The organism is Vibrio sp. Vb1729, from assembly GCF_033338655.1.
Taxonomy (GTDB): Bacteria; Pseudomonadota; Gammaproteobacteria; order Enterobacterales; family Vibrionaceae; genus Vibrio; species Vibrio alginolyticus.
The window spans coordinates 117,948-144,922 of sequence record NZ_JAWOTB010000022.1 but is presented as its reverse complement, the minus strand read 5'-3'; the positions used below and the strand labels follow the sequence as shown (position 1 = coordinate 144,922).

At 46.0% G+C, this 26,975-nt stretch carries 25 protein-coding genes; 9 read left to right on the top strand and 16 right to left on the bottom strand.

The genetic code is table 11. The annotated features are described in order from the left end of the window. Positions 1-421: 421 nt before the first annotated feature. Entirely contained in the window at positions 422-1,717 is a 1,296-nt protein-coding gene (locus tag R7E29_RS11960) for an alpha/beta fold hydrolase (RefSeq protein ID WP_054576582.1), read from the bottom strand. Between the two features lie 210 nt (positions 1,718-1,927). On the opposite strand from R7E29_RS11960, the gene R7E29_RS11955 reads away from it, so the two are divergent. Continuing rightward, positions 1,928-3,085: a D-alanyl-D-alanine carboxypeptidase family protein gene (locus R7E29_RS11955; RefSeq protein WP_021484077.1), complete on the top strand. Its 1,158-nt coding sequence runs from the start codon at positions 1,928-1,930 to the stop codon at positions 3,083-3,085. A gap of 85 nt (positions 3,086-3,170) precedes the next feature. Here R7E29_RS11955 and R7E29_RS11950 read toward each other — a convergent pair whose 3' ends face one another. Both R7E29_RS11950 and R7E29_RS11945 read right to left on the bottom strand, forming a co-directional pair. Next, positions 3,171-5,828, bottom strand: coding sequence for an alpha-amylase family glycosyl hydrolase (locus R7E29_RS11950; RefSeq protein ID WP_054576583.1), 2,658 nt, complete (start codon positions 5,826-5,828; stop codon positions 3,171-3,173). Positions 5,829-5,957: 129 nt separating this feature from the next. Continuing rightward, positions 5,958-7,421, bottom strand: coding sequence for a helix-turn-helix transcriptional regulator (locus tag R7E29_RS11945; RefSeq protein ID WP_193837785.1), 1,464 nt, complete (start codon positions 7,419-7,421; stop codon positions 5,958-5,960). A 167-nt stretch (positions 7,422-7,588) separates the two neighbouring features. On the opposite strand from R7E29_RS11945, the gene R7E29_RS11940 reads away from it, so the two are divergent. Then, positions 7,589-8,242: an oxygen-insensitive NAD(P)H-dependent nitroreductase NfsB gene (locus R7E29_RS11940; protein WP_054576584.1), complete on the top strand. Its 654-nt coding sequence runs from the start codon at positions 7,589-7,591 to the stop codon at positions 8,240-8,242. Between the two features lie 69 nt (positions 8,243-8,311). Next, on the top strand, positions 8,312-8,602 hold the full coding sequence (locus R7E29_RS11935) for a putative quinol monooxygenase (protein ID WP_054576585.1): 291 nt from the start codon (positions 8,312-8,314) through the stop codon (positions 8,600-8,602). Here the strand turns inward: R7E29_RS11935 and R7E29_RS11930 are convergent. Beyond that, positions 8,599-9,522, bottom strand: a complete 924-nt coding sequence (locus R7E29_RS11930) for a LysR family transcriptional regulator (RefSeq protein WP_025768616.1) — start codon at positions 9,520-9,522, stop codon at positions 8,599-8,601. The genes R7E29_RS11935 and R7E29_RS11930 overlap by 4 nt on opposite strands. 132 nt (positions 9,523-9,654) lie before the next feature. Here R7E29_RS11930 and R7E29_RS11925 point away from each other — a divergent pair, with 132 nt between their 5' ends. Continuing rightward, a complete protein-coding gene (locus R7E29_RS11925) occupies positions 9,655-9,873 on the top strand; it encodes a VF530 family DNA-binding protein (RefSeq protein ID WP_005374929.1) in 219 nt (72 codons plus the stop codon). Between the two features lie 782 nt (positions 9,874-10,655). On the opposite strand, the gene R7E29_RS11920 is transcribed toward R7E29_RS11925, so the two are convergent. Beyond that, the gene (locus R7E29_RS11920) at positions 10,656-11,108 is read right to left on the bottom strand and encodes an acyl-CoA thioesterase (RefSeq protein ID WP_005374933.1); all 453 of its coding nucleotides are present in this window, start codon (positions 11,106-11,108) and stop codon (positions 10,656-10,658) included. Positions 11,109-11,318: 210 nt separating this feature from the next. On the opposite strand from R7E29_RS11920, the gene R7E29_RS11915 reads away from it, so the two are divergent. Further along, positions 11,319-12,083 (top strand): ferredoxin--NADP reductase, encoded by a 765-nt coding sequence (locus R7E29_RS11915; RefSeq protein ID WP_005374935.1) that lies wholly within the window; start codon positions 11,319-11,321, stop codon positions 12,081-12,083. A gap of 180 nt (positions 12,084-12,263) precedes the next feature. After that, a complete protein-coding gene (locus R7E29_RS11910) occupies positions 12,264-12,710 on the top strand; it encodes an RDD family protein (protein WP_054576587.1) in 447 nt (148 codons plus the stop codon). A 59-nt stretch (positions 12,711-12,769) separates the two neighbouring features. Here R7E29_RS11910 and R7E29_RS11905 read toward each other — a convergent pair whose 3' ends face one another. The 10 genes from R7E29_RS11905 to R7E29_RS11860 form a co-directional block, all read right to left on the bottom strand. After that, complete coding sequence (locus R7E29_RS11905) at positions 12,770-13,441, bottom strand: DUF2057 domain-containing protein (protein ID WP_017634411.1); 672 nt, start codon at positions 13,439-13,441, stop codon at positions 12,770-12,772. A gap of 216 nt (positions 13,442-13,657) precedes the next feature. Continuing rightward, entirely contained in the window at positions 13,658-14,806 is a 1,149-nt protein-coding gene (locus R7E29_RS11900) for an AI-2E family transporter (protein WP_054576588.1), read from the bottom strand. After that, on the bottom strand, positions 14,799-15,485 hold the full coding sequence (locus R7E29_RS11895; RefSeq protein ID WP_005374942.1) for a potassium channel family protein: 687 nt from the start codon (positions 15,483-15,485) through the stop codon (positions 14,799-14,801). Before R7E29_RS11895 ends, R7E29_RS11900 begins: the two co-directional genes overlap by 8 nt. A 16-nt stretch (positions 15,486-15,501) precedes the next feature. Further along, a complete protein-coding gene (locus R7E29_RS11890) occupies positions 15,502-16,392 on the bottom strand; it encodes an HlyD family secretion protein (RefSeq protein ID WP_054576589.1) in 891 nt (296 codons plus the stop codon). A gap of 12 nt (positions 16,393-16,404) precedes the next feature. Next, positions 16,405-16,608: a DUF1656 domain-containing protein gene (locus R7E29_RS11885; RefSeq protein ID WP_005374946.1), complete on the bottom strand. Its 204-nt coding sequence runs from the start codon at positions 16,606-16,608 to the stop codon at positions 16,405-16,407. Continuing rightward, positions 16,608-18,251, bottom strand: coding sequence for a TolC family protein (locus R7E29_RS11880; RefSeq protein WP_054576590.1), 1,644 nt, complete (start codon positions 18,249-18,251; stop codon positions 16,608-16,610). Before R7E29_RS11880 ends, R7E29_RS11885 begins: the two co-directional genes overlap by 1 nt. A 10-nt stretch (positions 18,252-18,261) precedes the next feature. Continuing rightward, positions 18,262-20,439 carry an FUSC family protein gene (locus R7E29_RS11875; RefSeq protein ID WP_005374950.1) on the bottom strand — a complete coding sequence of 726 codons (2,178 nt, stop codon included), beginning with the start codon at positions 20,437-20,439 and terminating at the stop codon, positions 18,262-18,264. A gap of 388 nt (positions 20,440-20,827) precedes the next feature. After that, positions 20,828-21,697 carry a DMT family transporter gene (locus R7E29_RS11870; protein WP_054576591.1) on the bottom strand — a complete coding sequence of 290 codons (870 nt, stop codon included), beginning with the start codon at positions 21,695-21,697 and terminating at the stop codon, positions 20,828-20,830. Between the two features lie 141 nt (positions 21,698-21,838). Further along, positions 21,839-22,807 (bottom strand): HTH-type transcriptional regulator YidZ, encoded by a 969-nt coding sequence (yidZ, locus tag R7E29_RS11865; RefSeq protein ID WP_054576592.1) that lies wholly within the window; start codon positions 22,805-22,807, stop codon positions 21,839-21,841. Then, complete coding sequence (locus R7E29_RS11860; RefSeq protein WP_054576593.1) at positions 22,782-23,972, bottom strand: MFS transporter; 1,191 nt, start codon at positions 23,970-23,972, stop codon at positions 22,782-22,784. The genes yidZ and R7E29_RS11860 overlap by 26 nt, the downstream gene beginning before the upstream one ends. A gap of 132 nt (positions 23,973-24,104) precedes the next feature. Here R7E29_RS11860 and R7E29_RS11855 point away from each other — a divergent pair, with 132 nt between their 5' ends. The 3 genes from R7E29_RS11855 (at position 24,105) to R7E29_RS11845 (ending at position 26,419) form a co-directional block, all read left to right on the top strand. Then, complete coding sequence (locus tag R7E29_RS11855; protein ID WP_005499894.1) at positions 24,105-24,575, top strand: GNAT family N-acetyltransferase; 471 nt, start codon at positions 24,105-24,107, stop codon at positions 24,573-24,575. 118 nt (positions 24,576-24,693) lie between these two features. Further along, positions 24,694-25,776 (top strand): type I restriction endonuclease, encoded by a 1,083-nt coding sequence (locus R7E29_RS11850; RefSeq protein WP_053303885.1) that lies wholly within the window; start codon positions 24,694-24,696, stop codon positions 25,774-25,776. 184 nt (positions 25,777-25,960) lie between these two features. Continuing rightward, positions 25,961-26,419, top strand: coding sequence for a GNAT family N-acetyltransferase (locus R7E29_RS11845; protein ID WP_213906632.1), 459 nt, complete (start codon positions 25,961-25,963; stop codon positions 26,417-26,419). Positions 26,420-26,453: 34 nt separating this feature from the next. Here the strand turns inward: R7E29_RS11845 and R7E29_RS11840 are convergent, their stop codons facing one another. Next, on the bottom strand, positions 26,454-26,966 hold the full coding sequence (locus R7E29_RS11840) for a DUF2799 domain-containing protein (RefSeq protein ID WP_005374970.1): 513 nt from the start codon (positions 26,964-26,966) through the stop codon (positions 26,454-26,456). Positions 26,967-26,975: the final 9 nt, after the last annotated feature.

The window sequence follows — 26,975 nt, the reverse complement described above, 5'->3', positions numbered from 1 at the left end:
AATTTTAGCGGCACGAAGTATACCTGACTAAACTAGTCGGAAATACGGACAAATTATACGGATATTATGAGTAGGCGGGGCCTGGCGGTCTTTGATAGGGGGAGCATGTCCGCAGGTGAAGCCGCTATGTGTTCAAATTATAAGCATTAATTATAGTGGGTTAGGTAGGTTGGAGCCGATACTTTTGGTTTAAATTTATGCTGTTTTGGGCCCTTCAAAAAAGTTAGGCGCAAGAAGCACCAAGTAATCACCGGAGTCATTGACAAGGAAAGGACATGTCGCAGTTTTATACATGAGGTGGTGAGGGATAAAGGTTTAGGGACAAAGAGTGAATGACTGATCGCCATTGTTCATAAACCGCTATAAAACAAACGCCTTTTCACCACATACTGAAAAGGCGTTTTTCTAACGTCTGCCGTGCTTATTTCAACGTAGCTGCGGTCTGTTTGCCCATGGCTATGAGCCTGTCGAGAATACGTTCACCGTCGGCACGTAAACCGTTGTGCTCATACTCATTGGTGATCCACGCTTTTGAGTTTGGTATTAACGCGAGCGTCTCTCGGCTGATATCCATTTCAACAAACATATCATCGGCGTAAACGGCGCAACTGACAGGCACTTTGTTCTGAGCCAGTTGTGTTTGATCGTACAGCGCAGTCCAATCTTCTTTCGCTGCCAATATTTCTGCGGTGTCTTTTAGTGGCTTGAGGTTAACGTATTGGTCGAACATCCATGGGAAGACCATTTCCCCCGTGAAGTAAAATGGCTTGCCAGATTCATAATTAAACTCTGATCGGGTTTGGCGAACGCGGTGCGCACTCCAATTCGACGCGAAGCTTTGGCAGTAAATCGATTCATGTAAAATGGCGTAGATCGGGTTGGTTTGGAAGTTTTGCTGCGCCAACATATCGTTTAAGAACTCATAACGAAGTTGTGGTTTGCCGTTCACTTCAATCAACGCGCTTTCTAGCCAATAGTAAGTTGGTAAGAAAGTATCACTCACACCAAAGTTGATGCCGATTTGTTGAAATTGTTCCACCGTGAAGCGTTGACCATTTGGTAGGTACTCTTCATTTTCTAGCAAGTGATTCGCAATGTTTTGGCAAAGTTGCTGTGCATTGGGAAATTGTTGGAAGAACGCTTGGTTTTTCTCCATGGTGCGTTTGAAAGTGGCTTCATACACATCGTCGGCATGACGCGAGACTGATGGCACGCCACCTGTGATGTAGCTTTGTAGCAAGCTGTCTGGGAACAAAGACAAATAGGTGAGGGAGCAAAAACCACCAAAGCTTTGACCTAAGATCGCCCATTTTTCGACGCCAAATTGCTCACGAATGTATTCCGCGTCGCGCACGATGTTATCCGCTCGGAAGTGGCTCAAGTAGTCTGCTTGTTGCTCTGGCGTGAGGTGAGCAAGCGTCTGGTGATTAATTACGCTGCTGTTGCCCGTACCGCGCTGGTCGAGAAGTAAAACTCGGTACTCTTGCAGGGCGCGTTTTACCCAGCCGTTATTGCCGTTTTGACGTGGAGAAGGAAAGCCAGGCCCGCCCTGAAAGTAAACCAACCAAGGTTTGGTCGATTCTTCATCGCCAACTAGGCAAACCGCACGGGCGAAGACTTCAATGGTGCCTTTGCTTGCGTCTTGGTAATCCAGAGGAACGGTAAAACTGTGGGGAGTGTAATGCAATCCTGCGTCGATAAATGATTGAGCGTTCATTGTTATCTTTATTTCCTTATTGAGGGGTAGCGCTACTTTACTGCGAATGGCGCGAAGAACCAATGCTATTTCCCAATTGCCTCTTCAGTTCTATACCTTGGTCAAATCAATGTAAGTTCAAGAAAATGAAACGATTAGCGACTGGTGCAACTGGTTGAGTGAGCTATGCTCAATAGAGTTGCGACAAAGTAAGAGCATGGAGGAAGTCGGATGAAAGTGTCACTGGCTCGATGGACAATTGTGACTTGTTTAATAAGCGTACCTACTTTTGCCGTTGTTACGCCCAACCCACCTCAGTTACAGGCAAAAGGCTACGTATTAATGGACTTTCAATCCGGTGCCATTATTGCCGAGCATAACGGGCGAGCAGGCCTTGCTCCGGCGAGTTTAACCAAGTTGATGACCGCTTATGTAGTTGGACAAGAAATCAAAGCGGGGCGTTTGAAATGGGATGATGTGGTCACCGTGAGTGAAAACGCGTGGTCGGCCAAGTTTCCCGGTTCTTCTAAAATGTTCATCAAACCGAAAGATGAAATTAGCGTTGCGAACTTAATGCGCGGCGTGATCATCCAATCAGGAAATGACGCATGCGTTGCACTGGCTGAGCACGTTGCAGGCAGTGAACGCGGCTTTGTCGCCTTGATGAACGGTTGGGCGGAGAAATTAGGACTGCAAGACACCTATTTTGTGAACTCCCATGGTCTTGATAGTGATGGCATCCAAACCTCACCAACCGATATGGCAAAACTCATGCAGTCGATCATCAGCGATGTTCCCGATGTGTATGCGCTATACAGCGAGAAAGTCTTCAAGTGGAACGACATTACGCAGTACAACCGCAATAAGTTGTTGTGGGACAATTCCATTGATGTCGACGGGGGCAAAACCGGCTACACCAGCAATGCCGGATACAGCTTGGTGAGCTCGGCCAAAGAAGGAAGAATGCGCCTTATCTCGGTGGTGATGGGCACGCCAAGTAAACAGGCTCGGATCAGCCAATCGAAGAATCTACTCAGCTATGGTTTTCGTTTTTATGACACCAAGCAAGTTGCTAAGCAGGGCCAAGTTGAGTCTAAAGTTCGCGTTTGGAAGGGTAATGCCAATCAAGTTGAGGCGATCTTCGCTAAAGATGCCTATCTCACTCTGCCTCGTTCAATGACGGCTGGGCTTGATAAGAGTGTGGTGTTAAATGAACCATTGATTGCACCGATAGCGCAAGGGGATGAGATTGGTAAGGTCGTTTGGAAAAGCGATGACAGTACCGTGGCGAGTTATCCCTTGGTCAGCAGCCAAGCGGTAGAAGAGGGCTCGTGGTTCGGTCAGCTTTGGGACAGTCTGGTGCTGTGGGTGAAATCGTTCTTTAACTAGAATAAAAACGAGCAGAAGTGTCTTTCTGCATTCTTTTGTTGATGACCGCCCTGCTATAACGCTGGGCGGTGTCTTATTTAACGGTTTATTCCGACAAGGTGATGATTGGTAAATCGTCCCAAATCTTACTTTCATCCGATGCGCCACCGGAGAAGTTCCAAGGGCCTTTGTCTTGCTCTAGCGGACGGTAAGTTGCTGAAAGACCGTCTAAGTCCCAAGTCGTGACATAGAAGCGGATACCATCGAGCGAATCTGGGCGGCCTAGTGCATCGCTAGCAAAGTCCATCGAAATGGTGTTGTTGGCTTTGTCTACCGTGACCATTGGTGCTGGTGTCACCGCTTCACCCCATGTTGTCGCGTTTGCGCCTTGAGTGTTGTAAATCGAACTTTGCCAGCCGAAGACCACGGCATTGCGACTCCATGTTCCGCTTGGCATAGAAGCGTTGATCTTAGGCAGTTCCGTTAGGTTGGTTGCCGCTTCTTCCGGTAAATCAATGAAGATGGTGAAACCAACGTGGTCAAAGCCGTTTGGTGGCAACCAAGTATCGGTGATCTTGTCCATAGTGAAGGTCAAGCGCACGTTACTGCCGACGGTAAATACCTCAGCTTTGTTGATTGCGAGTTGGCTGTTATCTTTATCGAACGTTGGATCCGTTGGTAGCGAGTAGTTACCGTTAGGACCGCCCATGCCATCTTGCGCATCGCCTGCGTCATCAATGGTGTCGTCCGGCGTGTTTGACCAGCTTAGGTTGGAGACAAAATTCACGTCCTCGATGCCTGCTTTTTTCTCGGTGGAATAAATCGCGAAGCGGTGCTGTTGCTCGCCAATCGCAAAATGACGAGTCGACAGCGTGACACTAAACTGACCATCAGCACCTACAGTAATGGTTTGCGCTGTTTCCAAGTTACCATCGACGACGAGGTTCAACTTCTCGTTGGCGTTCGCACTACCCGCGATAACAATATCACCAGTGATGGTTTGTCCTTCCCAATCCTGCGCTAGTTGGATGTTGAGGTCTGGGGTATCTACAGATTGATTGCTGCTTGTTTTTGAGTAAATCACTGCTGATTTGGCTGGCAACTCAAGGGTTACGTGACCGTTTTCATCGGCGATTAACTGCTCTGGAGCGTCCGCCCAATTCGACATGATTTGTTGTTGGAAGACGGTGCCGCCCGCTTGCTCTACATCGAGTTGGTTCATCAACATTGGGGAGTTAGATGTGTTCATTACCACTAAGACTTCGTCGTTATCCAAAGTGCGGGTAAAGGCGAACACACCTGCACCAGCTTTATCGCTGCCAATGACTTTCATTTCGCCGCGTGTCATGACTTTGTTTTCGGTACGTAACTTAGCAAGCTCTTGGATGAACAAGTACATCTCGCTGTTTTGGTCGAATGAGTCTACGTAGTTGCCATCTTCACGGTACCCTCCGGCGAACATCGCATCACGCGCCGCTGACATCGCTTGCTCTGTACCTTGGTAAATCACAGGGATGCCCGGTACCGCCATCATTGTGATCAGAGCTTGCTTCATATCGTTGACACTGCCTTGCGATAGAAAACGTGGCATATCGTGGTTATCAATGAAGTTCGGCATGATGTATGGATTTGGGAACATGTCCATCATTTTCTCAAGACGGAAACGTAAATAGTCGGTCGGTTGCCCTGATGCAAATACGCGCGTCATGGTCGCTTGCAATGGGAAGTTCAGTTCCGAGGTTAGCTGTTTCGGCGAGCCACTTTCACCGATGTAAGTCAGCATCTTCTCTTCGCCTTCGGTGTGGTAAGGCGTAGATGTTTCGAATACTTCACCAAAGGTCAGGAAGTTATCGCGACCGGTATCAACCGCTTGAGTCATCACACCATCGTCGGCGTGCAGGAAGTCGTTCCAGAAATCGTGCTCAACAAACTTCACCGTATCGATACGGAATCCGTCGACGCCGACTTCGCGAATCCATTTTCGGTAGCTCTCTTTTAGATAAGCGCGTACTTCAGGATCGGACGTATTAAGGTCATCCAAATCAGAGAGCTGCCAGGTTTTTTCTTGTACCGGATCGTTGTGGTCGGTGATGGTTGGTGTCCAGTGGTAGCTGCCTGTGCCGTCTGTTTTACACTCGTTCATGTTGAGTGGGTACGGCAGTTCTTGCCCGGCGGGTAGTGTATTTTTAATCAAACGGAAGCCTTGGCAAGGTAGGCTTGGATCATAACTGTAAGGATCATCGTAGGTGAAGAAGTTGCCTACATGGTTGGTCACGATGTCCTGAATTAAGAACATGTTACGCGCATGCACTTCGCGTGCTAACGCTTGGTAGCTTTCCATGTCACCAAAGTGCTCATCCACTTTTTGGAAATCGCGCGCCCAGTACCCGTGGTAGCCGCCGTAGTTTTGTTCTGCATCCCACCATTGGTTTGCCACTGGCGGAGTAATCCAGATCGATGTGGCACCGAGATCTTCGATGTAGCTTAACTTATCACTCACACCAACGAGGTCGCCGCCGCTAAATTTTTTATCCGAAGTCGGATCGAATTCGTTTTGCCCTTGATCATTAAGAGCGCTGTCGCCGTCGTTAAAACGGTCGATCATCAGGAAGTAAATGATTTGATCTTGCCAATCAGGAGATGCCACGTGGCTGCCTGTATCGACTGGTGTGGTTTCGTCGCTTCCACAGCCAGAAAGAGCAAGAGCGATCGCTAAAGGAAGTATTTTTATTTTATTCATTGGGTTAGGTAGAGTTTCAAACACAGTTTTTGCCTCCGTTATGCAGCAATGCAGAAACGATAAAGCAAAGGTTTGAAATTGAGAGTGTCATCTCACGCCAAAAAAGACGTGGAATGATGTCACGAAGTGCTGAATTTGAACTGTGCTACATATTTAACTGAGTGGTTGCATAATTGGGTATTGAATCGGGTAATGGTCTTTGGCTAACTCATTACCAGAATGATCATAGAGTCGAAATCGACACTGTTTAGCCGTTTGGGTGAGGGGAAGTTGTAGCGCCCAGCATGTGTAATCTTCTGCATTCTGAGTTTGGCTCATTGTGTGCGGAGCTGGCGCATCACCCACGTAGCAATCGATCTTCGCCACGTCTTTTAATCTACATGCGAGTTCCACAAACAAGGTGTACTGTGTACCGAGTTGGATAAGTTGTTTTGTCGGGACAATGTATTCCGTTGCGCCAATTAAAAGCCCCTTGGAGACCACGTAATCACGCTGGTGGTTGTTATCAATGTAGCGCTCACCATCGACTTCATAACACAGTCTAAAGGTCAGTGGATGTGCGACAGGAAGCTCTGTTGTCGCCCATAGTTCGGTGCCATTATTCAAAAAACGCTCGAAGAAGGCTGGGTAGCGACGCCACGTGCCATCACGGTCTCGACATTCAACGGAGACCACTTTTTCAAACGCAATATTATCCACTTCCATCCAGATTTTACCGACGGGTTGGTCAATGTCGTTATCGGCTAAAGTATTCGCTTTGGCGTAGTACAAGCGGATGGGTTGGTTGTTGAGATGAGTGCGGTTATCTAAGCACTGCTGGCGATATTGCATGGGTGAAAACGGATACCAACGACGAAAAGTGCGGTGAAAGTTCGAAGGTTCTTCATAACCAAGTTGATAGGCGATTTGCTGCGTTGTGAGTTGGGTGTCGGCAAGCAAAGTGAGTGCTTGCTTTCTTTTAGCGAAATCAACGCATTGAGAGTAGCTCATTTGCTTCTCTTGCAGTCGACGTTGCAAGGTGCGTTTGGAGACGCCCAGTTGCCTTGCCGCTTGCTCTAACTTGAGCGCGTAATTGCTGTTTTTGATGAACAAGGCGTTCAAAACACTCAGCAATTCGGGTTGTTCAATTGGCTGGTGAGAAAGTAGCAAATAAACATGTTTCACCAGTTCAAACACGCTTGAACTCGTTTTAGAATCTCGCGTTTCCTTTAGAAAAATATCGGCCGTGAGTGGATTGTTGGCGTGAACTTGTACCTGTATTGATTCGCTTAGCTCAAGCATCTCCAACTGCATTTTGAGCAAGCCAAACACCGACTCCGCCCAATTTGGCATATCGGCTGTTCTGCATTCTACTTGCAGATGGATTTGGGCATCACCATGTTGAAATGTGACGTACAAACGGCGGTCGAATAATGAGACACTTTTACTCCACCAAAGCAGCCCTTCTTGGAGGTTAGGCGCTTCTTTCAACATCATGCATTGCAAGGCCACCAACTTCTCAATGTGCCAATATTCGCCGGCAATTCGAAGGTGATTGTGACCGAGCTTTTTGCACAGAAAGGATGTAATAACGTTATCTTGAGGCAGCATGAGTTGAGTTTGGTTGCGAGCAAACATGCATTATTGCCGAAAAGATGAAGAAGTTCAGTGAGAACGCTCAAAGCCTTTCTTATCGTTTTATTTTCAAATTTATTTTGAAAATGTTTTTAATCGAAATCGGTTTTTCCCTTTATCTCATGAGGTTATGCTGTTACTCAGCTTAAACTCATTAATTGGAGAGCCTCATGGATATCGTACAAGCTGCAAAATCTCGTTACTCAACGAAAGTGTTTGACCCAACGCGCAAGCTATCTCAAGAAAAAATCGATGCAGTTAAAGAGCTGATTCGTTTTAGTCCATCGAGTGTGAACTCTCAACCTTGGCATTTCATTCTGGCAAGCACAGAAGAAGGCAAACAGCGCATCGCTAAAGCGGCGCAAGAGAACTACGCATTTAACGCGGCGAAGATTCTCAACGCTTCTCACGTATTGGTGTTTTGTGCGAAAACAGGCATTGATAACGACTACATTGAAGCGCTAATGGTGCAAGAAGAAAAAGATGGCCGATTCCCAACTGAAGAAGCGAAAGCGGCTGTACGCGGTGGTCGTAGCTACTTTGTGAACATGCACCGTTTTGATCTGAAAGATGCGAACCATTGGATGGAGAAACAAGTTTACCTCAACGTGGGTACGTTGCTGTTGGGGGCTTCGACGTTAGAAATTGATGCAGTGCCAATTGAAGGGTTTGAGCCAAAAGTGCTGGATGAAGAATTTGGCTTGCGTGAAAAAGGTTACACTAGCGTTGTGATCGTGCCGCTTGGCTACCACGCGGAAGATGACTTCAACGCGAAAACGCCAAAGTCTCGCTGGGACGCAGAAACCGTATTCACCGAGATCTAATTCGAGCTTACTTACAGGTGACGTAGAACCCCGTAATCAATATATAAATCGCAAAAGAGTGATAAAACGATGATCCACTTAGTCGCAGAAGTGAAAGCCTATCCAGACCGTAAGGATCAGGTGGCGAATTTGCTTTCTGGTTTACTAGAGCCAACTCGCAAAGAAGAAGGCTGTTGCCAATACGAGTTGTATCTCGACGAAAAAGTTGATGGCCTATTTATGTTCCAAGAAATCTGGGCATCGCAAGAGGCCTTGGATAAGCATTTGCAAAGCCCGCATATGGCGACGTTTCTTGAAACATTGGAAGAGAATGATTGGGTTGAATATACCCAGATTCGTCCTCTTCGATTTATCGCCTAATGACAGAAGGTTGCCAGCACGTTGGCGCGTTGCTGGCAGCATTTTTGTTGGATAAAGTCGCGGAAAGTCCGAATCGTTGGCGTCAATAATCGACGATCGGCACATACCATGTAGAGCGGCACTGGGCCGCAATCCCACTCTGGTAACACTCGTACCAATCTTCCCTCGATTAAGTCTCGGCTAATGTCCATCAATGATTTATTCGCAATGCCTTTGCCTTTGATCGCTAACCGGTGTGGCAAGTCACTATCGTTGCTCAACAAGTTACCGCTGACCACGATTTGTTCTTTCTCGCTGCCACGAGTGAGCGTCCATTTGTTGTAGACCGAATCCGCGACCATGTAGCACAAGCAATTGTGTTGCGTTAAATCGGCAGGAGAGGTGAGTTCTGGATGTGTAGCTACGTACTCTGGCGATGCACATAATATCCGTTCGTTTGACCCACACAATGCCAATACGACCAGATTGGAGTCGGCCGGTTCGCCGTAGCGAATCGCAATATCGACAGGCTTGGTATACATATCCGTCAAGCTATCGGACAGCTCTAGTTTAATGGAAACATTTGGGTAGAGATCGATGAACTCATCCACCCAATCGAGCAACATATTGCGACCAAAATCGGAGGGTGCAGTAATGTGCAGCTGACCAGACAACTCCCCGCGCGCACTTGAGATCTGATCCAACCCCTCTTGCAATGTTGCCAACGCTTGCGTGGTTTTGTCTAAAAACAGTTCGCCCTCTGAGGTTAAACGCAGGCTTCGGGTGGAACGCACAAACAGTGGGAAACCGATTTGCCCTTCAAGACGCTTAATCGATGCGCTAATGGCGGCAGGTGTCATGTCCATGCTGTTAGCGGCTTTTGAAAAGCTGCCTTGGCGCGCGGTTTCGACAAAAATATTGAGGTCGTTGAGGGCTTTCATAATGAAAAGGGCTTTTAAGAAGTTTGGGCTACTATAGGGGAGAGTCGTAGGCCAATTCAAGGTTAAAACATTAGGTTGCACGGCGAGTTTGAGTTAGATTAGCGCGAAACTTCACTTTACCGGATCAATAGCATGAGCCAACAGCAGCCGAATAACCCACTTCACGGGTTGAGTTTAGAGAAAATCGTCACCCGACTAGTTGAACACTTTGGTTGGAATGGCATGTATGAGCGCGTTCGTGTGAACTGTTTCAAGAAAGATCCTTCAATCAAATCGTCGCTGAAGTTCCTGCGTAAAACGCAATGGGCCAGAGATAAGGTGGAAGCGCTGTACATCGAGACATTCTGCTAACCGCTCTATGGTCTGCAGCAGCGGTAAGTAGATTCTTAGTCTCGCTTTGGCTCGCTAGAATGACGTAGCTTTTCTTGTCGCGTAGGCTGGAAGAGTCGCTCCACTGATACGCCTAAAGCGATTTTCCGGATGGTCACTTAGGCTTATCTGGAATCGCTTTTTTAGATGGTTTTGTAGAGGTCAGAGCCAAACTCGAACCGTCATTCTGAACTGCGAGGAACGAGCGTGAATCAGAATCTACCTTCAGATTGTATTGAGTTTATTCATGGTTCTATGGTCTGCAGCAAGCGGCAAGTAGATTCTTAGTCTCGCTAGAATGACGCAGCTTTTCTTATCGCGTAGGCTGGAAGAATCGCTCTGCTGATGCGTCTAAAGCGAGATTCCGGATGGTCACATAGGTTTATCTGGAATCGCTTTTTTAGATGGTTTTGTAGGGGTTAGAGCCAATCTCGAACCGTCATTCTGAACAGCGAGGAACGAGCGTGATTCAGAATCTACCCTCAGATTGTATTGAGTTTATTCATGGCACTATGGTCTGCAGCAAGCGGTAAGTAGATTTTTAGTCTCGCTATGGCTCGCTAGAATGACGCAGCTTTTCTTATCGCGTAGGCTGGAAGAGTCGCGCTGCTGTTACGTTTAGCGAGGTTTCGAATGATTCACTTAGGCTCATTAGAATGACGCTAGTTTTCTTATTGCGTAAGTTGGAATGGTACCTCAGCATCATTCCCGATAGCGATGAAGAAGCGCTGTCGGGAACCTCGCCTTTAATCTCTCGTTTATTGCTACTCCAAATGATGCGTACTACCCACGGTTCCTTCCAAGTCTAAAATCGACTGGCGAACGTGATCTGGAATCGCAGCTTTAACGTTGTTCTTAAAATCAAACATCACACCAGTGGCGGTCGCGATGGTCGCAATTTTACCCCACTTCTTACTCAGCACTTGGTACTCCATCGTGATGCGATCTTCTTGCATGTCGATTACGCGAGAACCGACTAATAGCGTGTCTGGGTAAGTAACAGGCAATTTGTAGCGGCATTGAGTCTCGCTCAGTACTGGTCCAATTTGCGAGGTCTGCAGGTCGACCAGCAGGTTAATTTTGTTGAAGTAATCTAAACGTGCGGTCTCGAAGTAGCGAAAATAGACCACGTTATTAACGTGTTGCAGAGCATCCATTTCACCCCATGCGACTTTTATCTCTGTGATAACGGGAAAGTCCTTTAACAGTGTGTCCATTTTTATTGCTCCTTTTTCATCTGCTTTGCCACAAATTGCGACGCGACTTATCACTTTGAGCATTTATTCTAGATGTAATCATTTAATATGTAATAAAATTGTTTTTAAAATGTGAAATGAAATAGTGGTTTGATTATGTAAACTAGAAACTTTACATAATCGAGTTGAAGGCGTAAGTTTAACTAAGAGTAACCAGATAGGAGGTGTCTCATGATTGAACTCAAAGGTTTCAACCTCGCAAGAGTTGAGAAACGCATTGATTGGACAGGTGAGCTGTTCAGTTTGAGAATATCTGGCGCGCCTCTTTCATTTAAAGCTGGCCAATTCACCAAGCTTGCTTTGCTTGATGATGAAGGTAAGCCGATCAGCCGTGCTTACTCTGTGGTTAATGCGCCAAGCGAGCAATTCGATTGGTTGGAATTTCTAATAGTAGCCGACCCTCAAGGACAACTTTCTCCACGGCTCCAAAAGCTTAAATCTGGTGATAGCATTTATGTCGGTGCCACCGCACATGGCGATTTAATCCATGATTCTATTCCTAAACAGGCTCATGACCTGTGGCTGCTATCTACAGGTACGGGGATTGGACCGTTTTTATCGCTGCTGGATGATATAAACTTACCGCCTCACAATGAGCGCATTGTGCTGGTTCATGCCGTTCGTTTCGAAAAAGATCTGGTTTATAAATACCTAATTGAACAGCTTCAGCAACGATATGAAGGCAGATTAAAGTATATACCGATAGTCAGCAGGGAAGTGGTTGATGGTAAATTACAAGGCCGAATTCCTGAACTCATCGAATCGGGTTTACTGTCCAACGCCGCTGATGCGCCATTCTCAGCTCAGCGTAGCTTTGTCATGATGTGTGGGAATCCACAAATGATCAAAGATACCGTGCCCGTCTTACAAGAGCTAGGCTTGGAAAAGTATCGCCATCAAACCGGGGGAAATATCATTTACGAACGTTACTGGTAGCGTTTTGTTAAATTGATACGGTTATGCTCAAGATGTAATGATTACTTTTGAGATACGACCGCGATTTAGTATGTTCTTAGTTGAATATTATGTTGGCAATACCTAAACTGCGCTCACCATTGCGCGTCTGTACACTCAGTCATTCTCGCTTAACCAATTACATTGAGGTGACTGAAGTCCATGTATGCTTTTATCGCGAGCAAGCAACAGAGAATCATTGCTGGTTTTATCGACCTGCTCTTTGCGATGGTGGTCGTGTTAATCATCGCATTGAGTATTAACTCTTTTCTTAACGACTTTCAGCTCTCTTTAGCAGATAACCTCACGCTTGTTCGTGAAACTCAGGCGTTTTACTTGCTTTCTTTACCAATGGTTTTAATGATCAACTGGAATGCATTGAGTCATGGGCAAACCATTGGTATGCGCATGATTGGTATTAAAGTTGTAATGAAAAATGATAGTAAGGCAACGAAAGTTACAGCAGGGTTAAGGCTTGTTATTAGCTACTTGCTGGAGATGCTCATTCCGGGGATCCCGTTGGTAAATTTGGCATTGTTGTTCTTTCATCCGGAGCGACGATTGTTGCATGACTTGATCGCCAATACTAAAGTTGTCCAAGCTTCCTAATTTTTGATCAAAAAAGCCACGTGAAGTGGCTTTTTTAATATCGATAAAGTTAACCAGATTTACTGTTGATTAACATATTTCTTAAAGCGAGCTTTGGTTTCTGCGTCTGCTTTTTGGTACCAGAAGTGCAGCATCTCTTCAGCTGTCGAATCCGCTTTAACCGCAGTTGCTCTCACTTGCTTCATATCCGCAGGAACCTTTGCAGGAAGCGTGACTGGCTGCATGGTTGCTGCGCCAGCAAAAGCCACGGCTGCTGCACCGCCAGCTTGGTTATAATCTTCGATTTCACGCACGTAATCACGACCGATTTGCATACCCGGTTTGAGCAACTTGTCCTGGTCAACCGCGATTGCGTTGCCAGAATCATCAACCAGTTTCCAATCTAAGTCTTTGATCTTCTCTTCCGCATCACGTAGGTTGCGGTATTCTGGCATTTGTAGAGTGAGTTCGGCATTGGTCGCGTCAAATCGTGTAACGATAACATCGCTTTCAACACTTAAACGGTCATTACCTTGGTTGAAGTAAGGGGCGAAACGAAATACGACTTGGTTAAGGCCATCAGGTAACGTCAGTGTTCTTTCAGAGGCGAAAAAACCACCCGAAAGATCTGCTTTTTCACCGTTAGCCGCTAATACTGAAACGTTGTCAGGAACACTCACGGTTACATCTGCGAATGCCATGCCACTCATTGCGAGAGCAAGCGCACAAGTTAAAGGCTTGATCAATTTCATTGTTTTTATCCTAAGCAAATTAGTGGTCATCGAGAGTGCATCGTTCATTGCCCGATTGCAACTCCCAAGTGTAATAAGTATGAAAATTTAACAAGAACGTCATTTTTATCGCATTTATTACGACGAAACTGTGATCCAAATAGAATCAAACCGCTGAAATGCAGCGGTTTGATATCATAAGTTATAGATTAAATTTCTTTCTAACTTATTGATTTATTAAATACCAGCACCGTGTCCAGGTTCTGATTGGTCATCAGAAGCGTCTTGTTGTTCTGCCATTTCTTCTTGCTGTTGTGCTTTCTCAATGCTCAACCACCAAACAAATAACTCATACCAAATTGCTAGGATAACGGCACCTAAGAACAGACCAACGATGCCGTAGAAAAGCATACCACCGATGGCACCGAGCAGAATCACAGGCATTGGCACGTCGACGCCACGTCCCATTAACATTGGTTTGAACAGGTTTTCAGAAAGAGCCGCAACTACGACCCAAACAGTAAACATGGTTGCTGTTGAGGTGTCTTGGGTCATGTACATGAAGCCAATCACAGGTAGCACTGCGAGCAACGCCGGGAGCTGAGCGATACATAAAATCATTAGAAGCAGTGTGAGTAAACCTGCTGCCGGAACGCCAAATACGAAGAAACCAGCACCGATCAACAGTGCTTGAATCGCCGCTACACCGACTACGCCAAGCAGTACGCTTTTAATTGTCGCAGCGATAAGCGTGGTCCAGCTTTTTGCGTTTTCACCAGCGGTTCGAATCGCGATGGTTCTTAAGCCTGATGCTGCAGATTCAGAGTACGTCATGAAACCTGCTGCAATCGCAAGTGACAAGATTGAAAGCAGTAAACTTCCCAATACGCCCCCCAGTGTACCCAGTAAAGATGTGAGTCCTGCCTTTATTTGTGGCATAAAGGTTTGAATAGCTTGTTCAAGATTAGTAGCGAATAGGGTCCACACTTCGTAGAGCTTATCACCCACGATAGGCCAATCCGCTACGGAAGGTTTTGGCCCTGGTATTTTCACTTGTCCATTTTGTAGTACTTCAAGCGCGTGCGTTGCACCATCCACAATGGAGCCTGATACCATAACAAGTGGCGTGACAAGGAGGGCAATACCAAGTAAAGCAATGGTTGTGGCTGCCAAGCCTCTACGACCACCATATACACGCTGCAATTTTTGGGTAAGCGGCATTAAAGCGACGGCTATAATAGCGCCCCAAATAACCGGAAGGATGAAGGGTTTGATGATGTCGTACGTAAACATCAGCAAGACAAAGATCAAGCCAATGCGTATTGCCGATTCCACCATATTACTGATGAAAATCTTACTGTCGATTTTTACCGATTGTTTATCCATTTTTGTTTACCTGATGATCAATGTTAGAACTGACGAGACTTGAAACAACAATCGCCATATAAAAAACACCTGTGATGGCCTCTAAATACACCACGACTTGAGCCAGTGGTGTTAGAGGACTAATGTCGCCATAACCGAGCGTGGTTAAGGTAACGAAACTGAAATACGCTGCATTGGAGAAGTTCTGCCCCCAAGAAATCGCTTCCATACCGGTAAAGGCTTCAGGCGAAAACTCAAGCAGAATGAGGTAGGCAATCGCCCACATCAGACCAAGCAGCAAGAAAAGCGCGACCGAGCCAATGACTTTGTTGCTGTTGACATGGCCGGTGAAAAGAATCTGTCTTGCGATGGATTTAAAAGTGCCGAAAAAGAACGCAAAGGTGAGGGCAAGCATCACCACATTCATCTCTCTGATGTCGAAAACGGTCTTGATCACAATCACAAGAACCCAAATACCAAACAGGCTGTAGAGGAAACGAGACCAGGTTTTGTCAAAGCGAAGGCTCGCAAAACAGACGATAAACGTCAGAACCGTGAAAGCCTGAAGTATGTGTTCAATCGTCCCTTCACCTACGACTTGTGCCATCGCACTCCCTAGCAACAAAATCACTAGTGCTAAGGTTAGATAGAAGAAGTTGTTTTCTTCATTAATATTTTTGAGGTTTTTACCAATGACCATGGCTCTTCTCACTTAGTTATTGTTCACTTTCTGCGGATGACTCTTTCATCACCATGATGGACGCAGAAAGCCCGAATCGAAGATCAACATCTTCAGGAAGTTCTTGTAGGGAGATTCGCACCGGAATACGTTGTGCTAAGCGAATCCACTGAAAAACAGGGTTTACGTTTGGAAGAAGGTTGTAGCCGACCGTGCCGTCTTTGGGCGCAATACCCCAACCAATCGAGTCAACCGTCGCGTCAATTGGCGTGTCTGGGTGAGACATCAAAGTGACACGCGCTTTGCTGCCAGGTTCGATTTGCGCAAGTTGGTTTTCACGGAAGAAACCAAATACCCAAAAGCTGTTTTTGTCGATCAGTGCGAGCAGTGGTTGGTTTGCGACCGCTTGCGTACCGTTTCTAATATCGAGGTTAGATACAAAACCATCGACGGTCGCATAAACTTTGGTAAAGCTGAGATTAAGGCGTGCTGATTTTAGTTGCTCTTCTGCAGATTTGATTTGCAGTAGCGACTCTTCGTAAGCGATTTCACGACGAATCAGATCCTTGTGAGAAACCGCGCCACGGTCTTTGGCACGAATGTCTTTTAAGCGGTCATATTCGATTTTTTTACCGCGAGAGCTAACAATGGAGCGCTCCAGTGCTACTTCGGCTTGAGATAACGCAACCTGGTAAGTCGCAGGGTCGATTTCAAACAGTAAATCCCCCGTTTTTACTTCTTGGTTGTCTTGCACCGCGACATTTACAATTGGGCCTGATACGCGAGGAGCCACTTTGATGACGTTAGCACGCACTTGCCCATCTCGTGTCCATGGGTTATTAAAGTATTCCTCAAACTTTTGATAGCCGAGCCAAGCTGCGCCACCAAGAATGACAAGATTGAGTGCGATTACTAATAGTTTTTTCATCTTGTTTGGCACCTAAAATTGAATATAAAAGCTGTCGATGGCCACCACATAACCGACCATGATGGCAATAAACGTCAGAGACGGAAAAGCGATGAAGCGAGACAAACGTGTCTTGTTCAATATCATCACCGTTATCCACGTGGCCGTGACGGCGAGAAAGAGCACGAGTAGCGTAGGAGAAAAGTAAACGTCTCCCCAAGAGAGTTCATGAGGCATTACCGATCCTCCGTTTTGTTTTCATCACTGGTCTCAGCCGGAGTTTCGAGTCGCAAAGGCGGCAATACGCGGTTTTCTTCATTTAAATAACCATCCCAGTCAGTTCGTTCTGTCATTTGCTTGGCAATAGATTCACTGATGAAAGGCTTGCCTGTTTGGGTTTGCCAGCCTCCACCGAGGGCTTTGTAGAGCGCGACAACTTGGTTCGCAACATTACCTTTGATCGTTGCGTAGCTGTCTTCTGCGCGGGTCATTTTTTCTACCGAGTTAAGCAGACGTTCGAATGAAATTTGTCCGTTTTCGTACTGTGTCATGGATATGTTGAACGCACGAATGGAAGAGTTGACCGATTGCAAGCGTAAATCTTTTTGCTGCAAATACAGGTCATATGCTTCGATTGCATTGGTGACTTCATTAACGGCTTGCAGTACCTTTTTGTTGTAGTTCGTCAGCGTTTCTTGGAAGCGAGCATCTTCGAAACGAATGTTATTTTTCACGCGTCCGTATTGGAAAATGTTCCAACTGAACGTTGGGCCAACCACCATGGTGAGCGAATCGCTAAAACTGAAACTGCTGCCATCGGGAACCGTACTGTCGATACCGATGGAACCGAACAACGAAAAGCTTGGGTACAGAGCGGTTTCTGCCACGCCAATCTGCGCACTTTGCGCGCGAGCTTGCATCTCAGAGACTTGCAAATCCGGACGTCGCATCACTAAGTTAGCATCCACTTGCGCATCCAAAAGCGGTGGACGTGGCACAATGGAGCGCTCGTCGGTGCCCGATAGCGCCGATTTTCTGCCCGTTGATTTGAACTGGGCTTCGTACTCAGCGATTTGCTTGTGCATCCCATCCGACTGTAGCAGTCCATCTACTTCTTCTGGTAACAGACCCAGTAGCAAAGCCAACACAGTACGTGATTGCTTCATTGCCACTTCGAGGCTCGGTAGCGCTGCTTTGGTGGTGTAGAGTTGGTTTTTAGCTTGTTGAACGTCCAATTCTGTAACGTTGCCAGAGTCGAACTGCACCTGTGTAATGCGGACGACACGCTCTTGAATCTCGATATTGCGGCGAGACAGCAAAATACGTTCTTGGAATGTGCGATAGTTGATGTAATTGCGTGCCACTTCGGCGGTTATGGTGACCATGATGTCGTGATACGATGCGATGGATGCGTAGTAACCCGCTTCTGCCGACTCAATACCGCGAGCATACTTGCCCCAAACATCCATTTCCCAAGCAGCATCAAACGACAAAGTGGCGTTATTCACGCCCTGATCATTTACGTAGGCACGCGCTAGGTTTCCTGACACGGTTTGAACTTGTGGGTATTGCAAGCCAGTCGAAATACCAAGCAATGAACGTGCTTGGACAATTCGTAGCCCTGCGGCTTCTAAATCGAGGTTTTGTTTGCTCGCCAACTCAACCAGCTGATTAAGAGTCGAGTCATTAAATTGCTGCCACCATTGTTGTAGCTGTTGCTCTGATTGCTGCGTATCTTTGGCTGCTTTTTGCACCGACCAGTCACTTGGCAGTGGCGCCTGCTTTGGATGAACATAATCTGGTCCTACCGTGGTACACGCACTGAGTCCGAGCAAAGAAAGTATGGCGAGGCTTGGTTTGGTTAGTTTTGGAAGCATCATATCCCCACCTTTAAAAACGCTTCTGTTGTAAGTTCACCCAATCGATATCCTCGTAGGTTTGCTTGCAATGCTTGATTGCTTCGAACACGTTCCGTTTTAAATTCAGCAAGATATAAAAACCGGCTATCTCTGAATAAGCGTAGTCAGATAAATCCAACTCACTAAAAAAATCTTCCAGTTTATCTTCGAATGTTTGGTAATCTTGACTGTATTGGTCGAATACGGAGTCGAGTTCTTGTGTTGCTTGATGGCTGGCTAAAGCGCCCGCCATCAAAGGAATGATGGAATCGCGGTGCTGTTGGCGAAGCTGAGTAATTAGTGGATTGGTCATCAACTTTTTCTCGGCGGCCATTAAGATGTTGATGTGATTACTGAGTACATCACACGCTTTGCTAAACGCGCCAATCGCTTCTGGCGTGGTTTTATCAAAGTGTTTGTGGTTGATTTTCGAACCCCAGACTTTGAGCTTTTTCGATGAGACATTGAGCGTCACCAAGTGTAAGGCCCGTTTGAGCGGCGTAATAACCGAGCTAGACTGCTGTTGATAGGTAGTGAACAGCTCTCGGGTATGTCGGAAGTAGCGTTCTTTTATGGTCAAAAAGAGGTGTTCTGGTCGTGAGCTAAACGGGAAGTAGTGCGCGAAAATAATCATGAACACCACCATGTAGAACAACAGCATGATCGTCATGAGGATCCCGAAGTGATAAAACATGTTGTTGTCTAAACCGAGAACAAACAAGCCAATCATATAGAAAATCGTCACTGGCCCGTTAAACAGATAAAAACCGATAAAGGTGTAGATAAAGATAAACAGGCCAAGTTCTAATCCGAGATCCAATTGCGGAAGGATGAAGACGTAAGAAGGTACCGCGAACAAGAAGCCGAAAGTGAACAGCACAAGCAACAAAATTGGGTGCACAGGCACGAACGACAGCAAAGACATAAACATGGTCGAGAAGACCACGAACGAGTAGCCGCCTGGTGGATTGAAATAAATCCAAATCAGTCCTGCAACCCAATAGGTAACAAAGGTTTTGACCGCAGTTTTAAAGTTTTCTGCGTCCCACCATAGAAACTTGCCTTTCGGTTTCGGCAGTGGCACGTCAAAGGAGACATTGTTCGTCACAGAGTCAATGCAGCTAATGCTCTCCGCTAAACGCGACAAGTTTTGATGCATCAGTTCCAATAGGTGACCAAGCGTAAGCGCAGAGCCTTTCTCTAGGTGAGCTGCATCTTCAAGCAACGCTTGGTTGTATTCGACTTTGAACTCCTGAGCACGATAAGCGGGCTCTTTTTCGTCCCAGACTTGTTGGCAGGTATCAAATAGCGCGTCAATTTCCGCCACGGCTTGATCAAAGTTGCTGATGCTTTCACGGTCTTGCTGGTGGCTAAAGTGGCTGTGCGCCGCGACGGTCAATTGTTGCGTTACTTGCTTGTTCAAATGAACCGCCAAGCGCCACTCTTTCATGTAGGCCGACACGTCACTGCATTCCACACTGACCGTGGCAAAACGCTGTTCGAGCGCATTTTGAGCGGCAAACATCTGTTCGATGAGAGTGTCCACGCTAGGAGGTTGTGGCTCTTCCGCTTCTGGATTTTCTTCTCCACCTTCTTGAGGAGAGATTTGCCCTGCCGATTTTTGCTCGAAATTTTGCAAGATAGCGGTGAACAACGCGCGTTGTGCTTGGTTGAGTTGTTCGATGAGCTGTCTTAGGTTTTGTTCTGTTTTGGTCGGGAATAAGAAAGTCCCCACGAGTGTGTAAACCACCACCCCAAACACCGTCATATAGGCGCGGTCAACGCCATAAAGAAACGCACCTTCTGCGTCACCGCCATTGGACATCATCAACGTCATCACGCCGGTCAGCATGAGTAGCGTTGGATCTTTTTGATAGGCATTACGGAAGTAAAAAATGAATGAGACCACAACCGACACGCTCAACATGTACAGCAAGCGGTCTTGAGCAAATAATCCCACCAGTAACAAGCCAACGACGGCGCCAACCAACGTACCGAACACGCGTAAGGTACCTTTGGCGAGGGATTCACGACGACTGCCTGTGGATGCAATCAGCATCACTGTGGTTGCGGCCGTCGATGCTTGCGGCCAACCCATGGCAAACGGGATCAGATAAGCCAGAGTCAGGCTAAGCGATACTTTAATAGCGAATTTTATTTTGTCGTTCATAGTGTCAAAGTTTGCTCAGGCTTATCGTTATAAGTTGATGAATTTCTTATATGAATAATCAGAATCTTGTTCTGAATAAATTCGGGGGGCGGAATATAGCGGGTGAAAAAGTGTGCTTTGTAAACCCTTTGTCAAAACAAAAAGTGCGTATTTGGCTTGATCTCGTGCTAGCCCTTGGCGTTATTGGTGAAACGCCTAAAACGAGCAAATTCGCGATCTGTGATGATTCTCACTTTTGAAACAAAATCGCTGCATTGTGTGAGCCAATTCTCACCTTATATTCTTCGCCTGGTACCAAAGCAGACCACTTGTACGATCTGCAATGAGCTTTGCTGCTTTAAAAAGCATAGATGATGAATGGGTACTTGAGAGGGAAAGTTATTACTTTTTATCGGCTTGCCGATTGTTCGTTTGTTTTTTTGGATCGAGATAAAAAAACCAAAGCGATCCCACCAAGAATGATGCCGCTGGTTAAAAGAGTATGCAGTGAAAGAGGCTCGTGGAGTACGATGCTGCCGAGTAGTAAAGCAATGGCTGGCACGGAAAGTTGGCTGACGGCGGCTTGAAGTAAAGAGAGCTTACGTACGACTTGGTACCAAAGTGTATAACCAAGGCCAGAGGCAATGGCACCAGATGCGATAGCGAGCAACACTCCGCTCCAAGAAAGGTGGATTGAGGACAAGATTAATGGCGAAAGGAGCACGCCAATTATTGATGCAGCGATGAATCCCCACGTGATGCCACTACTTGGAGAAGGCGCTTGTTTACCGAGCGCAGTAAACGCAGCCCAACAAACGCCAGAAATCAACATAAGAAGTGCAGAGCTAATATCGGGGCGAGTGGCAGATGGCAACATCAACCAAACAAAGCCAACAATCGAAAGGCCGATACCGATGATTTCGAGAAACTGAAAGCGCTCACCTTGCCACCAATAGATTGCCAGTAACGTCAGTTGCACGGCACCAAACAAAAGCAAAGCACCGGTTCCTGTCGCCAGTTGTAAGTACGCGAAAGAGAAAAGGGCAGCGTAACCAAATAACGCCACGCCAGCAAAAAAGCGAAAGCGAGAAGTTGGCCGATCGGTTTTCCACTGGCCTCTCACGACAAGCATTGCGATTAAGGTAATCGCGCCAGATATCAATCGAACGAGCGTGAAGCTTCCTGCATCAATTAACCCTTCTGCCAAGGCAATTCGACACAATAATGAATTGGCAGCGAACGCCAGCATTGCAATGGCAGTGAGTAAAAAGGTCGACATCCTTGATCCTTAGCGTGTAAATGAACAGCTAGTGTAGATCCAAAAGAACATTTTTATTAGTTGATAAAGTGATTAGTTATAGCTATCAGAGCAAGAAAGTCATTAAAAATAACCAGAGAAAACCTGACCTTAGCCTGAGTCTTACTGTGGTTGGGAAGGTTGTTTGTACAATGACTTAATGGTGTTTTTCAACCATAGCAATTTGGGATTGTACGCATTGCGTTTATGCCAAATCATGGTAAATGGAATCAGTAACTTGTCTTGTTGAGCTTGGTCTAATGGAATTGGCAAGCACACTAAATCGAGATGCAGCTTTTCTGTGTAACTTTTGCAATAGTGCGGCGCGGTGGTGATCATGTCATGCGTCGGCTGCGCTGCCATAAAAAGGGATTGCTCAAAGTTGGACATCGTCAGCCCGATAGAGCGCTGTAGCCCTAGTTCCGCTAATACTTCATCCAACGCCCAAGTTTCACTTTTTTCCCAAACAATATTGATGTGTTGGTAGCTCAGAAAGGTCTCGAGATTCCACTCTTGCTGTAATGCCGGATGATCTTTATGTAAATACACCATCGGCAGGTCAAAAAATAGAATCTCAAAATCCAAGAAATACGGCAGAAGATCCAACGACTCTTTCGATCTCGGGTGACTTTCTCGGCCGGTAAAACCGATATCCGCCTCGCCTCGAATGATGGCGTCGAGTGAATCGTAATCCCAGTTACTGGTTTTTACTTTCGCTTCAGGGTATCGCTGGTGGATAGCGACGATGAGTCTGTCCAGCACTGTGAGCACTAATGGCGACTCAATCGTGATATCAAAACGCACTCCTTTAGGCGTAATATCGTTGCGTTTTTCTGCAATCTGGCTGCCAATTTGCAGCCATTCTGCAAGATCTTGCTCCATGCTTTGTGCCAAAGGCGTTGGCGCAAGACCTTTAGGTGTTTTGACAAACAAAGGATCATCGAACCAATGACGAAGTTTGTTGAGCGACTTACTTACGGTAGAGGGCGTAACGTTCAGCTTTTTCGAGGCTTTCGAGACGCTTTGCTCTTGCAACAATAATTGCAGAGTGAACAGTAAGTTTAAATCAAGTCGCGCTAGGGATTTCTTCATAATGGGTATCGTGAACAGGCTTTGGAATCAATAGTATTAGAGCAAGGCTGATTACGCTACCTAGCACTAAGATAAACACCAACATATTCAGTGCAGTAACGCCGATGAAACCCATAAACCAAATATAGAACGCGGAACTACAAACTTGAGCAATGCCCAGTAACGAGCTCGCCACGCCAGCTTGTTGAGAGAATGGGCTGAGCGCTTGGCTCATGGCCACGCCAAAGCCACAAGCGAAGCCTGCGCAAATCAGCCCAAGTCCGAACACATAGTAAAAAGGTTGTCCATCATGGAAATGGGCTGCACTGAGCACGATGGCTGAACAAACGAGCAATACTTGAGAGCTCATCATTAAGGTTCGCTGCTTGAAAATCCCCAATGCCAATGGCGCCGAGAACGAAATCAACATACTGATCGTCGCAGTCCCCGCCATGATGGAAGAATAGCCACCGCGATCAAAACCAAGCATACTCATCACAACAATTGGTGAAGCGTTAACAAAGGTCAGGATGGTGGTCACTCCCAGTGCAGTAATGATCAGCCTACTGATAAAAAATCGCTCGAAGAAAGTCTCTTGATGGCTCTCTGGCGTTGTCTGTTCTTCACCTTGTTGGCTGGGTAGTGATTCCTTGAGAACAAAAATGGCCAATACACTGACGAGAATGCCCATTCCTGCCATCGTGGTAAACAAACTCGGCCAAGGAAATTTCAGCATAATCAAGTGACCAATCACGGGTGCGATCACTGGAATGATACAGGTGATGCCATTGAGCATCGACAATACTTTCGCGCGGCGTTCATCGTCTAACGTGTCGCGTAAAATCGCGAACGCGACGACATAGCAAGATCCAGCACCGATGCCTTGGCAAAAGCGAGCAATCAAGAAAGCGTTTGGTTGCTCAGCCATTCCGCCGAGAAAAGACGCGAGCACGAAGATCATCGCGCCGCCGACGGCAACAGGCTTTCGTCCCACAGAGTCTGCAATTTTCCCCGCGAATAACATCGTCGTAGCCATGCCAGCTAAATAGATCGAAAACGCAATATGCAACTGAGATTCACTGGCGTTGAGATCTGACGCAATTTGAGGCAAACCAACAAGATACAAATCAATGGCAGTAGGGTAGAGTAAGACGAGTGCAAAACTGCAAAGTAAAAAACGGGACATGGAAACCTCTCTATCGAATGGCGAGGATAATAGAGTGCTAAACGTTTGCCTGCGAGTGGGAAATACGACACTAGGTATTTCTATTTACGACATACCCTGTATGAATTGAGCATAAAAACAACAAGGAAGATTATGATTACTATTGAAAAGTATTCGCCTGAGCGACATGAACAAACTTGCGAACTTAGCGTTCTAGAAGAGCAATCGCAGTTTACGGTCGCGGATGTGGGTGAAATGCTTACACGTCTTGAACCCACAGAGCTTCCGCATCTGATTTTGGCAGACGATGACGTGGTTGGCTTTTTTCTATTTGATGCTGCTTACAGCGAGAAATACGATTTTTGCCCGAAAAACAGTTTAGGCGTACGTGCTTTGCTGGTGGATCACCGTCATCAAGGCAAAGGCATCGCCAAGCAAGCCATTCAACAGTTTGCCGATTTCGCCAAACGCCATTATCCCGAGTTTGATGCGCTTTATCTCACTGTGAATTGCCGCAACATACCCGCTTATCAGTGCTATTTAAAATCAGGGTTTGAAGATACCAATGAGCTTTACCACGGCGGCCCCGTTGGACCGCAGCACATTATGAGACAGCCGCTTTAAGTTCGCTGTTGGGTGAGTGTTTGCATATGGCATTCAAACTTTTAACTACACAACATTTTAAGATACCAGTGTCATATATACTTTAAGTGTTTAAATGAACAATATGATGGAGTGTCTTATGGATTTTATAGAACGAGTTCAAGCTCTTTCCAAAAAAATTCCCCAAGTATCAGCGAGTTTAGCTACAGAAGAAGCAACAAAAAACGCATTAGTAATGCCATTTTTGCACTCTGTATTAGGTTATGATGTCTTTAATCCAAATGAGGTTATCCCTGAGTTTACTGCTGACATTGCTACGAAGAAGGGAGAAAAAGTAGATTACGCACTCATTAAAGATGGGGTTGTACAAATTCTTATCGAGTGTAAAAAATTTGGTGAGCCATTGGCCACTAAACATGCTAATCAATTGTTTCGGTATTTTTCAGTAACCAATGCTCGTATTGCGATTTTAACTAATGGATCTGAATATCAGTTTTTTACGGACTTAGACGCTCCAAATAAAATGGATGAAAAGCCGTTTTTGACTTTGGATCTTGCCAATCTTGATGAGCACGTAATTCCCGAAGTGAAAAAGCTTACCAAGTCTTCTTTTGATGTTGAGTCTGTAGTTGATGCTGCCGGTGAGCTCAAGTACCTCAATCAAATTAAAAAAGCACTTCATGAACAGTTTCAGAACCCTGAAGAGGAGTTTGTAAAATTCTTTACTTCAAAAGTGTACGATGGCGTCCAAACCGCAAAAGTCAAAGCACAGTTCATGGATATTACAACGAAGGCTCTAAAACAATTCTTGAACGACAGCATTAATGCTCGATTGAAATCTGCAATTGGTGGAGATGATAAAGCACCGATCAAGGTAGACGATAGCGTTAACACCTTTGAAGAATCCGTCGAACCTGCTCAAGATAAGCCCAAAGTTCAAACGACAGATGAAGAGATCGAGGGTTTTAATGTAGTTAAGGCGATATTGCGACAACAAGTTGATGTACAGCGAGTGTGCGCCCGTGACACGCAAAGTTATTTTGGTATCCTGCTTGATGACAACAATCGGAAGCCATTATGTCGCCTTTGGTTCAATACCAAACAAAAGTACATTGGCCTCTTTGATGAAGCTAAAACAGAAACCCGCCATCCAATCGACTCGATTGACGATATTTTCAAATTTAGTGAACAGTTACAAAGTACGCCAGAACTTTACGAATAGGCTTACATAGAAATGCAAATGAAGCTCCAACACATGATGTTTTGATATCTGTGCTGGGGCTTTTCTATTATTCAATCGCCTTAGTTTTGTACAAACCTAGGTATCTTTGAGTTTTGGGATGGACATTTAATTTTAAAACATATACTTAAGGTGACTTAGATAGTTAAAAGCCAAGGATGGAAAGATGAGGATTGAAATCGACAATTTAGAACGGTCGCAAGTGATAGCGCTGTTGGAAGGACATTTACAGGACATGTACGCCACGTCACCACCAGAAAGCGTGCATGCGTTAGATTTAGATAAGCTCAAAGCGCCAGAAGTGACATTTTGGACCGGATGGAAAGGTGAGCAACTGCTTGGGTGTGCGGCGATTAAAGAGTTGGATGACCAACACGCGGAGCTGAAATCCATGCGCACCACGCCTACGGCAAGAAACCAAGGTGTGGCATCTCAATTATTGATTCATGTGATTGAGCAAACGAAGCAAAAAGGTTTGCAGCGCTTGAGTTTAGAAACGGGCTCGATGGAGTTTTTTAAACCAGCGCGCCTGTTGTATGAAAAGCATGGCTTTGTGTACTGCGAGCCGTTCGGGGATTACGAACTCGATCCGAACAGTCAATTCATGACCCTAGAACTGAGCTAGGGCCATGAATTTTTAGAAGCTAAATCCAATCGATTTAGAAATTCAGATTCAAGTTGATGGTTGGCGATAGGAGGCTTGAACGCTCGTCAGCCAATCGCTTTCTCTTCTCTTTCAGTCTCTTGGCATTATCTTTGTCTGGATTGCCATCAAGCTGATTATCGATGACCGAGATTTCAGTATCGATTTGTTGGATGCGTTGCTGGCGTTGATATTCTTGATGACCCAACTGGTAGTTCTCAATAAACTCTTTGCTGCTGCATACACCGTAGTATTCTTTGCCTTCGATACCGACAGTGTACCCATTGTCTGGTGAGCAATATTGGATAGTGCCTTTATCAAAGCCTTCTTTCCATTTCGCTCGGTCGGGTGTCACACCCGCTTCACCACAGTCTTCGGTATAGCTATTGATAATGTTTGGATCGTTGCCGTCTCGGCCATCTTGATAACCTACGTTGTACCAGTTTGCTGTTTTGCACTCATCCGGAGACATGCTGGCGCAACCTGAGAGCAAAGTCAGTAAAGCCAGGGGGATTAGCGCTCTTTTCATCAGTGACTG

Coding starts and splice junctions, on each gene's coding strand:
- R7E29_RS11850 (WP_053303885.1), top strand. CDS start 24,694: ATGGATTTTATAGAACGAGTTCAAGCTCTTTCCAAAAAAATTCCCCAA.
- R7E29_RS11855 (WP_005499894.1), top strand. CDS start 24,105: ATGATTACTATTGAAAAGTATTCGCCTGAGCGACATGAACAAACTTGC.
- R7E29_RS11840 (WP_005374970.1), bottom strand. CDS start 26,966: ATGAAAAGAGCGCTAATCCCCCTGGCTTTACTGACTTTGCTCTCAGGT.
- R7E29_RS11910 (WP_054576587.1), top strand. CDS start 12,264: ATGTATGCTTTTATCGCGAGCAAGCAACAGAGAATCATTGCTGGTTTT.
- R7E29_RS11845 (WP_213906632.1), top strand. CDS start 25,961: ATGAGGATTGAAATCGACAATTTAGAACGGTCGCAAGTGATAGCGCTG.
- R7E29_RS11920 (WP_005374933.1), bottom strand. CDS start 11,108: ATGGACACACTGTTAAAGGACTTTCCCGTTATCACAGAGATAAAAGTC.
- R7E29_RS11940 (WP_054576584.1), top strand. CDS start 7,589: ATGGATATCGTACAAGCTGCAAAATCTCGTTACTCAACGAAAGTGTTT.
- R7E29_RS11915 (WP_005374935.1), top strand. CDS start 11,319: ATGATTGAACTCAAAGGTTTCAACCTCGCAAGAGTTGAGAAACGCATT.
- R7E29_RS11895 (WP_005374942.1), bottom strand. CDS start 15,485: ATGGTCATTGGTAAAAACCTCAAAAATATTAATGAAGAAAACAACTTC.
- R7E29_RS11890 (WP_054576589.1), bottom strand. CDS start 16,392: ATGAAAAAACTATTAGTAATCGCACTCAATCTTGTCATTCTTGGTGGC.
- R7E29_RS11905 (WP_017634411.1), bottom strand. CDS start 13,441: ATGAAATTGATCAAGCCTTTAACTTGTGCGCTTGCTCTCGCAATGAGT.
- R7E29_RS11885 (WP_005374946.1), bottom strand. CDS start 16,608: ATGCCTCATGAACTCTCTTGGGGAGACGTTTACTTTTCTCCTACGCTA.
- R7E29_RS11930 (WP_025768616.1), bottom strand. CDS start 9,522: ATGAAAGCCCTCAACGACCTCAATATTTTTGTCGAAACCGCGCGCCAA.
- yidZ (WP_054576592.1), bottom strand. CDS start 22,807: ATGAAGAAATCCCTAGCGCGACTTGATTTAAACTTACTGTTCACTCTG.
- R7E29_RS11880 (WP_054576590.1), bottom strand. CDS start 18,251: ATGATGCTTCCAAAACTAACCAAACCAAGCCTCGCCATACTTTCTTTG.
- R7E29_RS11935 (WP_054576585.1), top strand. CDS start 8,312: ATGATCCACTTAGTCGCAGAAGTGAAAGCCTATCCAGACCGTAAGGAT.
- R7E29_RS11960 (WP_054576582.1), bottom strand. CDS start 1,717: ATGAACGCTCAATCATTTATCGACGCAGGATTGCATTACACTCCCCAC.
- R7E29_RS11925 (WP_005374929.1), top strand. CDS start 9,655: ATGAGCCAACAGCAGCCGAATAACCCACTTCACGGGTTGAGTTTAGAG.
- R7E29_RS11875 (WP_005374950.1), bottom strand. CDS start 20,439: ATGAACGACAAAATAAAATTCGCTATTAAAGTATCGCTTAGCCTGACT.
- R7E29_RS11860 (WP_054576593.1), bottom strand. CDS start 23,972: ATGTCCCGTTTTTTACTTTGCAGTTTTGCACTCGTCTTACTCTACCCT.
- R7E29_RS11870 (WP_054576591.1), bottom strand. CDS start 21,697: ATGTCGACCTTTTTACTCACTGCCATTGCAATGCTGGCGTTCGCTGCC.
- R7E29_RS11955 (WP_021484077.1), top strand. CDS start 1,928: ATGAAAGTGTCACTGGCTCGATGGACAATTGTGACTTGTTTAATAAGC.
- R7E29_RS11945 (WP_193837785.1), bottom strand. CDS start 7,421: ATGTTTGCTCGCAACCAAACTCAACTCATGCTGCCTCAAGATAACGTT.
- R7E29_RS11900 (WP_054576588.1), bottom strand. CDS start 14,806: ATGGATAAACAATCGGTAAAAATCGACAGTAAGATTTTCATCAGTAAT.